The sequence below is a fragment of the Bartonella gabonensis genome (assembly GCF_903679515.1).
GTDB lineage: Bacteria > Pseudomonadota > Alphaproteobacteria > Rhizobiales > Rhizobiaceae > Bartonella > Bartonella gabonensis.
Window position 1 is genome coordinate 19599 of the sequence record NZ_CAHOYM010000020.1, and the last position, 12108, is coordinate 31706.

A 12108-nucleotide genomic window follows, 5' to 3' on the forward strand; every position below is an offset into this window, starting at 1 on the left:
TTTGTAAAGTATCCTCAAACGCAGTTTATTTTAAAGATATTTTGCAAAATGAAGAAGTTTTTTCTTAGTGACTATATTTATTTGCCCTATTTTAAATGGAGTATGATTATTGTCAATTTTTGTCACAAAAGTTATATGAGAATAATGGGATAAGGGTCTGTAAGTTTATGGTGAATGCAACATCTGTGACGAATATTCAAGATATCGATAAAAATACTTATAACGATGATTTGTATCGTTTAAGTAAGGTATATATCTTTTTAGGGATTGCAATTATTGTATTGGCTTTACTTACAGCCTCTGTTTCATTTATTATTCTTATTGGTTTGACCCTTGTTGTTCCTAGTAGAACAGTAACCCTTATTCTTATAGGGATTAATAGTTTTTGGGTTTTAGGGCTTATTGTCATTGTTTTTTATGAGATGATTCCCATCATTCGTGCTTGGCGTTCAAGGCGTGCAGGCTCGCGTCTTCATGTGCGCCTTATTTCATTGTTTGCACTTGTTGCAACCATGCCAGCTGTTGCTGTGGCTCTTGTATCGGGTCCAGCACTCAATTTAGGACTTGATCGATGGTTTGATACAACAACGCGGCAAATTGTAGGTTCTTCTATTGATTTAGCCAATGCGTATGCAGATGAAATGCTTCAGAATTTAAAAAATTTATCCTACGCGATGGCATTTGCACTTGATAACAAAAAACTTTTAGAACGTAATCCAGCTGAATATCGAATGCAATTGACGCGTCATGCTCTAGGACGCAATTTGCGTGGTGCATTTTTGTTAAGTTCTAGCGGAACTGTTTTTATATCGAGTGCTCTTGGTTATGAGGATAAACTGCCAATTCCTCCGTCCAATCTTATTGAACGTGCAACGAGTGCGAGGCCTTTTTCTTTTCAACCAGGCGTTCATGATTATTTTGGTATTATTTTAAAATTTAGCAACATTCCAAACACATTTTTATATTTGGTGCGTGACGTTGATAAAGGCGTTTTATCAGCTTTGCGTTTGACAGAAGTTAATACAGATCGTTATCGTGATTTAAATGAAAATCGCCTACTGACACAAATTGCATTTGGTATGCTTTATTTATGTCTTTTTTTTAGTTTGTTCTTATCAGCCATTTGGGCCGCTATTGCTGTTGCTGATCGCTTAGTTCGCCCTATTCGTCTTCTCATTAGTGCTGCTGATGATGTTGCTTCTGGAAATATGGAAATTTTCGTGCCAGTACGAGCAAAAGATGGAGATATTGGGCAATTATCCAAAACTTTTAATTACATGGTCAGTGAATTGAAAAGTCGGCGCAATGAGTTGATTGCAGTGCGTGATCAAATTGATGAGAGACGGCGTTTTTCTGAAGCTGTCTTATCGGGTGTAACAGCGGGAGTAGCAGGTATCGATGATAATGGTGATATTACAATTATCAATCGCTCTATTGAAACGATGTTTGATATTCGCTTTGAACACGTTGTGGGACAAAGTCTTTTATCTTTAAGTGCTGAAATTTGGCAGGTTTTTCAGTTTGCGCGTTCATTGGAGCGGAAAAATCATCGTGAGCAGGTCACTTTAAACGTTGCAGGAAAAGAGCGTGTCTGTAATGTCCAAGTGACGATGGAAGAGGATGATGGACAGGGGCAATCTTGGGTTCTAACAATTGATGATATTACAGACCTAGTTGCAGCGCAACGTACAGCAGCGTGGGCCGATATTGCACGGCGTATTGCACACGAAATTAAAAACCCTCTCACACCTATTCAGTTGTCCGCTGAACGTATTCGTAAACGTTATAACAAAGTTATTACACAAGATAGAGAGGTCTTTGAGCGGTGTATTGACACAATTATTCGCCAAGTTGGTGATATTGGGCGTATGGTTGATGAGTTTTCTTCTTTTGCACGTATGCCCAAACCACAGATGCATGTTTTAGATATACGTGAATTGTTGCGTGAAGCATGTTTCTTGATAGAAGTGACACGACATGATATTCATTTTGAGCAAGATTTAGGAAATCTACCCCTTATGGGTGCATTTGATAACCGTCTCATTGTCCAAGCATTTTGCAACGTTATCAAGAATGCAAGCGAATCCATAGATTCGGTTATGCGAGAGGAAAATATTCGCGGTCATATTCTTGTCCGTTCTTATCGTCAAGAAGAATGGGTGGTTGTGGATGTTGTTGATAACGGGAAAGGACTTCCTAAAGAGCAAAGACAAAAGTTATTAGAACCTTATATAACAACGCGGGAGAAAGGGACAGGACTCGGGCTAGCCATTGTGCGCAAAGTTATTGAAGATCACGGTGGTTTAATGGAGCTTCATGATGCACCGAAGAGTTTTTATGAAGGCCGTGGCGCGATGATCCGTTTGATATTTCCCTCAGATGGGGGGAAAAAGGGTAATATTATACAAGCTATAAATCATAAGATAGGGGAATAGTATGGTATCAGATATCTTGATTGTTGATGATGAAGCAGATATTCGTGAGCTTGTTGCTGGTATTTTGGATGATGAAGGTTATGAAACGCGTGTTGCTTGTAATTCTGATGAAGCATTAGCTCAAATTAGTGAGCGTATTCCAAAGCTCATTTTTTTAGATATTTGGTTACAGGGAAGTCGCCTCGATGGTTTAGCATTGCTGGATGAAATTAAAACGCAATATCCAGCTCTTCCGGTTGTTATGATCTCTGGTCATGGTAATATTGAGACCGCCGTTTCTGCTATAAAGCGCGGGGCCTATGATTTCATTGAAAAGCCTTTTAAAGCTGATAGACTTGTATTGGTAGCAGAGAGAACACTGGAAAACTCAAATTTAAAACGTGAACTTTTAGAATTGCGAAAACGTTCAAATGAGACATTGGAGCTGCTTGGAAAATCGACAGTTATAAGAAATTTGCGTCAAATCATAGAAAAAGTAGCGCCAACCAATAGTCGCGTCATGATAACAGGTCCTTCAGGGGCAGGAAAAGAAACGGTTGCACGAACTATTCATGCGCTCTCAACACGTTCGAATGGGCCATTTGTTACAATAAATGCAGCAACGATTACGCCGGACAGAATGGAAATAGAGTTGTTTGGCAGCGAAATGGAGGGAAGAGAGCGCAAGATCGGTGCCTTAGAGGAAGCCCATGGTGGGATACTCTATCTTGACGAAATTGCTGATATGCCGCGTGAGACTCAAGGTAAGATTCTTCGGGTGTTGACCGGACAGACATTTGAGAGAGTTGGCGGTACAAAACGTGTTAAAGTGGATGTTCGTATCATTTCATCAACAGTGCAAAATCTTGAAAACCTCATTTCTGACGGGCGATTTAGAGAAGATCTTTTTCACCGTCTTTCCGTTGTTCCTATTGCTGTTCCACCTCTTTCAGCCCGTCGTGAAGATATTCCAGAACTTGTACATCATTTTGTAAAAACAATATCACAGCAAGTTGGAATTAAGCCGCGTGAAATCAGTGATGATGTGATCGCTATTTTGCAAACACATGCTTGGCCGGGCAATGTACGGCAATTACGGAATAATATTGAACGTCTTCTTATTCTTGTGCGGGATGGTGATGGTCCGATAACAGCTGACTTTCTTCCCAGTGAAGTGAGTGATTCTTTACCACGTCTTCAAATGGATGCAGATGAGAGTATAATGGATTTACCGTTGCGTGAAGCACGGGAATTGTTTGAAAAGAGATATTTAGTGGCGCAGATTGGGCGTTTGGGTGGAAATATATCGCGTACTGCTGAATTTATAGGTATGGAGCGTTCAGCTTTGCACCGTAAGCTTAAAGCTCTTGGAGTTTCTTAAAACATGCGTGTTATCATTTGCGGTGCAGGACAGGTTGGTTATGGAATAGCAGAGCGTCTTGCTGCTGAAAATCATGATGTTACTGTTATTGATATTGAAAGCAGATTAATTGAAAAAATTCGCGATACATTGGATGTGAGAGGTTTTGTTGGTCACGGTTCTCGTCCTGAAGTTCTTTTGGCTGCCGATGCTGACAAAGCTGATATGTTGATTGCTGTCACTTTGTTTGATGAAGTGAATATGGTCGCTTGTCAGGTCGCCCATTCATTATTTAATGTTCCTACAAAAATTGCTCGTATTCGCTCACAATCTTATTTAGAACCACGCTATAAGACGCTTTTTTCCAGAGAAAATATTCCCATTGATGTGGTTATTTCGCCAGAAGTTGAAGTCGGGGAAATGGTTTTACGTCGTATTGCTCTGCCTGGTGCAATAGATGTTCTTTATTTTTGTAATGATGATATCGTTGCGCTAGCTTTGGAATGTATGGAAGATTGTCCTGTTATTAATACACCTTTGCGTCAATTAACAGAGCTTTTTCCAGATCTTCACACGACGGTTACCGCTATTAAACGTGGCTCGGAATTATTGATTGCACATTCAGAAACGCAATTACGCGTTGGTGATATAACCTATCTTGTTGTTGCGCGTGAGCAGATGCGTCGTGCTGTTGGGCTTTTTGGTCATAAAGAACAAGATGCCCACCGCATGATTATTGCAGGGGGGGGGCACATTGGCCTTTATGTTGCTCAGGCTATTGAAAAGCGTCTCCATAAATTAAAATTGAAGATTATAGAATCGCAGAGAGAAAGAGCCCTCACAATTGCTGATCAACTAGAAAAAACAACCGTTTTATATGGTAACGTGTTAGATCCAGTGATTCTTCAAGATGCGGGAATTGATCAGGCCGATTTAATGATTACATTGACCAATCAGGATCAGGTTAATCTCTTAAGCGCTATTATTGCTAAAAGATTGGGCTGCAAAGCCAATATGGTGTTGATTAATAATGTTGCCTACCAAGAATTTAGCCGTGCAGTTGGTGTGGATGCCTATCTTAATCCCCATAGCGTTACAATATCGAAAATTTTGCAACAAATGCGCCGTGGGCGTATTCGTTCCGTTCATTCAGTTTTTAATGGTCGAGCAGAAATTATTGAGGCTGAAGTGATGCAAACATCTTCATTGGTTGGTAAGTCATTATCAGAGCTTAATTTATCAGATGGTTTAAGAATTGGGGCAATTTATCGTAATAAGACAATAATACAGCTTTCAGCAGAGACGCGTATTTTGTCTGGTGATAGAATAGTCATTTTTGCCCTTGCTGATCGGGTTCGTGATGTTGAACAATTGTTTCGCGTAAGTTTGGAATATTTTTGATATATTATTGATGTATATTTGTACTTTTTAGTATAGTGAACGGTTGAGATTGGTGGATAGGTTTTGTTTGTCTTCAATGGTCAAAACTGGACAGCGGTTAAGCTGTTTAGTTATGATAAAGAAATAGACAATTTACCTTCTGGTGTTGAGTTGCATGACGCCGAATCAATTTGAATACGTTCAGCAATTTATCGCCTTGAACCCTATTTTTCTGATGTTAAGCTAGGAAGTACAATTGCTCAGTTTTCGGATTTTTTCGTATTATACTGATGAAATATCAATAAGATGTTTGGTTAGATACAGATGTTTATTTCGTTAAACAGTTTCATAAAGATGCGAATAAGGTTTGGTTGCAAGAAAAATAATATAAGAGTAGGCGTTTCTGCCCTTTATTTTTCTCCAGATAACCCTATTATGAAAGTGTTTGAAGATTATTGGGCAGGCAGGGAAATTATTCCTCATTGGCTTTGGTTTTAGCGTCGTGTTTGGAGATCATTCTGGTTAAAGAAAAAATGCCAATTTTACTGGGAAATCTTGGCTTTAAGATATTTAGCAATGACGGTATTTCACGATTAGAAAAACAATATGTTTTTTTGCACAAAGCAAAGAAAACTTTTTATTATTGAACGGGGCAAAAAACTGAGGACATCTTTGAAGCAGTTTGTGTCGCAAAACTGCTTACAGATTCACGTTTGGTAGGATTTCATATTCACAGAAAGATCAAGACTACGCAAAGATTTCAGGAAGGAAATTTATAGCATGGAGCAGTCTTATTGCTTCCTGAAGTTCATAATTTATTTAGGTAGAGTTATTATTGCTATTTTAACCATTGAGACTTTAATCTATCCTAGGCGGCTCTTGATTGTTGTTTGCACAAGAGAGTAATTTTAGCCTATGGATAAAAATATTGAATGTGTACAGAGCGATTGTTATATGACAAGGAAAGTAAAAATATGAGTGATCCAATGAAAACAGCATTAAGCCTTGTTCCTATGGTTATTGAACAAACCAATCGTGGTGAACGGGCCTATGATATTTTTTCCCGTCTTTTAAAGGAGCGGATTATTTTTATTAATGGTCCTGTTGAAGATGGTATGGCCATGCTTGTTTGTGCGCAATTACTTTTCTTGGAAGCAGAAAATCCTAAAAAGGAAATTAGTCTTTATATTAATTCTCCAGGGGGTGTTGTGACATCTGGTATGGCTATTTATGATACTATGCAGTTTATTCGCCCTCCTGTTTCTACGCTTTGCATGGGGCAGGCGGCATCTATGGGATCATTATTGTTAACAGCTGGAGCAAAAGGTCATCGTTTTACATTGCCAAATGCGCGTATTATGGTGCATCAGCCATCTGGTGGTTTTCAAGGTCAGGCTTCAGATATTGAGCGACATGCACAAGATATTATAAAGATGAAACAGCGTTTAAATGAAATTTATGTTCAACATACAGGTCAAGATTATGAGGTTATTGAGAGAACGCTCGATCGCGATCATTTTATGACAGCAGAAGAAGCTAAAGCGTTTGGTTTAGTTGATGATGTTATACAATATCGTGCAGAAACTGAAAAAGAAGAAAAAGATTAAGAATTTTTATAGAAAAAACAGCTACTTTAAATAAAGAGTTTTATAGAAAATATCGCAAAAATTAAGAGAAACACCTAAAAATATAGAGACATTTATAATTTTCTATATGTCTTTTAGTTTTCATGATGAAAAGCTTCCTTCGAAAAGGCGAAGTATTCATATATCGTGGTGAAAGGAAAGAAAAATGAGCAAAATTAGCAATAGCGGGAACGAATCAAAAAATACTCTCTATTGCTCGTTCTGCGGCAAGAGTCAGCATGAGGTGCGTAAGCTCATTGCAGGGCCAACGGTATTTATCTGTGATGAATGTGTAGAGCTTTGCATGGATATTATTCGGGAAGAAAATAAGTCTTCTGGGGTTAAGGTGCGTGATGGTGTTCCTACTCCACAGGAAATTATATCAGTTCTGAATGATTATGTTATTGGTCAGCAGCATGCAAAGCGTGTTCTTTCTGTTGCTGTGCATAATCATTATAAACGGTTGGCACATCAGTCTAAAAGCAATGATATTGAGTTGGCTAAATCAAATATTCTTCTTGTTGGACCAACGGGCTGTGGTAAAACTTATCTCGCACAAACATTAGCACGTATTATTGATGTGCCTTTTACGATGGCGGATGCGACCACTTTGACTGAAGCGGGCTATGTGGGCGAAGATGTTGAAAATATTATTTTAAAGCTTCTTCAAGCGGCGGATTACAATGTTGAACGTGCGCAGCGTGGTATTGTTTATATTGATGAGGTTGATAAGATTTCTCGTAAGGCTGACAATCCTTCTATTACAAGAGATGTTTCTGGAGAAGGGGTTCAGCAAGCATTATTAAAAATTATGGAAGGAACTGTTGCTTCTGTTCCTCCTCAAGGTGGACGTAAACATCCGCAACAAGAGTTCCTTCAGGTTGATACCACAAACATTTTATTCATTTGTGGAGGAGCATTTGCAGGTTTAGAGCGGATCATTTCAGGGCGCGGTGAAAAAACTTCTATTGGTTTTTCTGCGACTGTTAAGGCCCCTGATGAACGTTGTGTTGGTGAAATTTTTCGTGATTTAGAGCCTGAAGATCTTATAAAGTTTGGTTTAATACCAGAATTTATTGGGCGTCTTCCTATCGTTGCGACCCTAGAAGATTTAGACGTTAACGCCCTCGTGCAAATTTTATCACAACCTAAAAATGCATTAGTAAAGCAATATCAGCGTCTTTTTGAAATGGAAAATGTTGAGTTAGCATTTCACGAAGATGCTTTACGTGCTATCGCGAAAAAAGCAATTGAACGTAAAACTGGTGCACGTGGTTTACGTTCCATTATGGAGAAGATTCTTCTTGAAACGATGTTTGAACTACCGGCTCTTGAAGGTGTTCAAAAAGTGGTTATTTCGAGTGATGTCGTTGATGGGAAAGCGCGTCCTCTTTATATTTACTCAGAACGTGCAGAAGATAAAGAAAATGTATCCGCATGATATTGTGCAATATACAATATAAGAAGTTTTAATGAACAGTATTTAATAAGCGTTTCTAATAATATCGTTATAATGCTTGATTTATGTGTTAGCAATGACCACTTCATGTATTGTGGAGAGCTGAGGTTTTCTAAGGGTGCGCTTGGTGTTGTAGATAGCTCATAGGCTCCAGAAAGGAGAATTATGCAATATATTGATGAAAAGACAGATGAAATAAGAGATGGGGTTTATGCTGTTTTACCTCTTCGGGATATTGTTGTCTTCCCCCATATGATTGTTCCACTCTTTGTGGGCCGCGAAAAGTCGATTCGGGCTCTTGAAGAAACAATGGCGGGTGATAAGCAAATACTTTTGGTGACACAAAAAAATGCTTCTGATGATGATCCAAAATCAGAGGATATTTATCATATTGGTACATTTGCTAATATTCTCCAACTTTTAAAGCTTCCTGATGGCACTGTAAAGGTTTTGGTTGAAGGGACCGCACGTGCAAAAATTAGTCAATTTTCTTTAAGTGAAGGTTATCATCAAGCTTTTGCAACTGTTACAGAAGAACCGAGAGAGTGTGATGTTGAGATTGAAGCTCTTTCAAGGTCGGTGGTTGCTTATTTTGAAAACTATGTAAAGCTTAATAAAAAAATCTCTCCTGAAGTTGTCAATGCGATTGGCCAGATTGATAATCCTTCTAAGCTTGCTGATACAATTGCCTCTCATTTGATGATTAAACTTGCAGAAAAACAGGAAATATTAGAGCTCTTACCGGTACGGGCCCGTCTTGAACGTGTTCTGTCTTTCATGGAAGGGGAAATTTCTGTTTTGCAGGTTGAAAAACGTATTCGTTCGCACGTTAAACGGCAAATGGAAAAAAATCAACGGGAATATTATCTCAATGAGCAGATGAAGGCTATTCAAAAAGAGTTAGGAGCAGGAGATGATAGCCGCGATGAGCTCTCTGAACTAGAAGACCGTATTAAGAATACAAAACTTTCCAAGGAAGCACAGGAAAAAGCTGGATCAGAATTGAGAAAATTACGGAATATGTCTCCTATGTCTGCAGAAGCGACAGTTGTTCGTAACTATCTTGATTGGTTATTAGCAATGCCTTGGGGTAAAAAATCTAAGATTAAAAACAATTTAGATTTTGCTGAAAAGGTCATGAATAATGAACACTTTGGTCTTGAAAAAGTGAAGGAGAGAATTATTGAATATTTGGCCGTACAAAGTCGTGCGTCAAAGATAAAAGGCCCCATTATTTGTTTGTTAGGTCCTCCTGGTGTTGGGAAAACATCATTAGCGCGCTCTATTGCAAAGGCGACGGGGCGTGAATATGTTCGTATCTCGTTAGGAGGTGTCCGGGATGAAGCAGAAATTCGCGGACATCGCCGCACATATATCGGTTCGATGCCTGGAAAAATTATCCAGTCTATGAAAAAAGCAAAAAAATCTAACCCGCTTTTCTTGCTTGATGAAATTGATAAAATGGGACAAGATTTTCGTGGAGATCCTTCTTCTGCCTTATTAGAAGTTCTTGATCCTGAACAAAATGGTACATTCATTGACCACTATTTGGAAGTTGAATATGATCTTTCTGATGTCATGTTTATCACAACTGCTAATACGCTTAATATTCCAGGTCCATTAATGGATCGGATGGAAATTATTCGTATTGCTGGTTATACTGAATGTGAAAAAATGGAAATTATTAAGCAGCATCTTTTACCAAAGGCACTCAAAGACCACTGTTTGTCTAAAAAAGAACTCGGCATTTCTGATGGAGCGCTAAGGTCGATTATTCAGTTTTACACACGTGAAGCAGGTGTTCGTAATCTTGAGCGTGAACTCATGAAAGTTGCCCGTAAATCTGTTACAAAAATTCTCAAAACGCATCAAAAATCTGTAAAAGTTACAGAAAATAATCTCAATGATTTCTTGGGTGTTAAACGCTATCACTATAATCAGATTGAAGGAGAAAATCACATTGGTGTTGTGACAGGCCTTGCGTGGACAGAAGTCGGTGGAGAGTTATTGACCATTGAAGGAGTGATGATGCCCGGCAAAGGCAAGATGACTGTAACTGGAAATTTGCGTGATATTATGAAAGAGTCTATTTCTGCGGCAGCATCTTATGTGCGTTCTCGTGCTGTTGATTTTGGGATTGAACCTCCACTTTTTGAAAAACGCGATATCCATGTTCATGTTCCAGAGGGGGCGACACCGAAAGATGGTCCATCTGCTGGGATTGCCATGGTGACAGCAATTGTTTCGGTTCTTACAGGGATAGCTGTGCATAAAGATATTGCAATGACTGGTGAAATTACTTTACGTGGTCGTGTTTTACCAATTGGTGGATTAAAAGAAAAACTCCTAGCTGCGCTTCGAGGAGGGATAAAAAAAGTACTTATTCCTGAAGAAAACGCAAAAGATTTGGTTGATATTCCTGATGATGTCAAAAATAACATGGAAATTATTCCGGTAAATCATGTGAGTGAAGTTTTGAAACACGCTTTGGTTCATTTTCCTGAAACTATTGAGTGGAAAGAACCTTCTACAGTGGCTGTTCCTATCCGGTCAGAGAATAGCGATAGTGAGGGAATACAGGTCGCACACTGATTCACTTATCTCATTTATATCGGCCTTTTAAAAGGTGTAGAAGGTATTATCGTGGTTGTTATTCTGTTTTTTTTTGAAAAAATTGAAAAATTCCGTGAATAACTGTGATTATTGCTAAAAAAACAATGTTTTGGATAAAAATAAGGCTTCTGTTTGCTGTACTTTTCAATAAACTGACCAATAACATGATGAAGTCATGTTGTCAGGTAATATAGGGAAAGGAAATATTTCATGAATAAAAGTGAATTGGTTAGTTCCGTTGCTGAGAAGGCAGGTGTTTCGAAAGCGCAAGCTGGGGCTGTTGTTGACGCTTTTATGGCTTCTGTAACAGAAGCTTTGGCTTCAGGGGGCGATGTTCGTCTTCCAGGTTTTGGCTCTTTTGAAGTTTCTCATCGTGCTGCGACAAAGGGGCGTAATCCTTCAACTGGTGCTGAAATTGATATTCCAGCACGTTCTGTACCTAAATTTTCTGCAGGAAAAAGCCTTAAAGAAGCAGTTAATAAAAAATAATTTAAACAACATTAAAAAAACCCGATTTATTTATAAGCGGGTTTTTTTACAGACGTTTTTTAGACAGATCTATTGTACACATTTTTCATATAAAAATTTTGAGTCTTTGTACTATTTTTCTCATTTCATGAATTGCTAATGTTTTTGAAAATGATTGTAAAAATTGCCTAAAATACCATAGGTTTGAAATGTATAATTTTTAGCCTTTTCAATAAATATTCCACTTTAATAAGGGGGAAGTGTATAGCTTATAAAGCATGGCGTTAACTTTTATTATGTGGAAAGGCTAAAGTGCTCATTCAGAGCAGTATTTGTAAACAGTATAAAACAAAAAACTCTGTGAAATGTATAAAACCTACTGTAAACCACCACGTTTTTACTTAATAGATGTCCATGTTGGCGCTATCTACTTTTTCTCAGTTTCTATAATGCAGCGACCGGCTCTCAATATTCAGTTCTTGGCATTTGAGGCGGGTACATAAAGGGCAGTTTTATTCCTTTTTTTAATAGTTTTCTTAACTTACAATACCAACCTTAATTGTACGAGACAACACTTGAGCTGGAAAAGATATATTCAATTCTATCTTAAATATTGTTTGTCCATATTTTTATTTCACTTGTGCTATGCAAGCAAGTATTTTTTCTTCATTACACAAAAAATGAGAATGTCTCATAAATATTAAGGAAGGAATTGAAAAAAGAGAAAAATTAACATGATCAAATAATATATTAGAAATAGAAAAATAATAATAAAACAAAGTATTGTTT

7 protein-coding genes and 1 pseudogene are annotated in these 12108 nt (G+C 38.0%); all 8 read left to right on the forward strand.

The features are described from left to right. Positions 1–170: 170 nt before the first annotated feature. The 8 genes and pseudogenes from HWX04_RS05180 to HWX04_RS05215 all read left to right on the forward strand — a co-directional run bounded on the left by HWX04_RS05180 (position 171) and on the right by HWX04_RS05215 (position 11340). Positions 171–2435, forward strand: a complete 2265-nt coding sequence (locus HWX04_RS05180) for a sensor histidine kinase NtrY-like (RefSeq protein ID WP_175869139.1) — start codon at positions 171–173, stop codon at positions 2433–2435. Between the two features lies 1 nt (position 2436). Continuing rightward, positions 2437–3795 carry a nitrogen assimilation response regulator NtrX gene (gene ntrX / locus HWX04_RS05185; protein WP_175869133.1) on the forward strand — a complete coding sequence of 453 codons (1359 nt, stop codon included), beginning with the start codon at positions 2437–2439 and terminating at the stop codon, positions 3793–3795. Positions 3796–3798: 3 nt separating this feature from the next. Then, positions 3799–5175: a Trk system potassium transporter TrkA gene (gene trkA, locus HWX04_RS05190; protein ID WP_175869134.1), complete on the forward strand. Its 1377-nt coding sequence runs from the start codon at positions 3799–3801 to the stop codon at positions 5173–5175. A 43-nt stretch (positions 5176–5218) separates the two neighbouring features. After that, positions 5219–5933, forward strand: a pseudogene (locus HWX04_RS05195) (hypothetical protein). Between the two features lie 195 nt (positions 5934–6128). Next, on the forward strand, positions 6129–6761 hold the full coding sequence (gene clpP / locus HWX04_RS05200; protein ID WP_175869135.1) for an ATP-dependent Clp endopeptidase proteolytic subunit ClpP: 633 nt from the start codon (positions 6129–6131) through the stop codon (positions 6759–6761). Positions 6762–6945: 184 nt separating this feature from the next. After that, positions 6946–8220 (forward strand): ATP-dependent Clp protease ATP-binding subunit ClpX, encoded by a 1275-nt coding sequence (gene clpX / locus HWX04_RS05205; RefSeq protein WP_175869136.1) that lies wholly within the window; start codon positions 6946–6948, stop codon positions 8218–8220. Positions 8221–8403: 183 nt separating this feature from the next. Continuing rightward, entirely contained in the window at positions 8404–10830 is a 2427-nt protein-coding gene (gene lon, locus HWX04_RS05210) for an endopeptidase La (RefSeq protein ID WP_175869137.1), read from the forward strand. 231 nt (positions 10831–11061) lie between these two features. Then, positions 11062–11340 (forward strand): HU family DNA-binding protein, encoded by a 279-nt coding sequence (locus tag HWX04_RS05215; RefSeq protein ID WP_012231443.1) that lies wholly within the window; start codon positions 11062–11064, stop codon positions 11338–11340. The last annotated feature ends 768 nt before the right edge of the window (positions 11341–12108 follow it).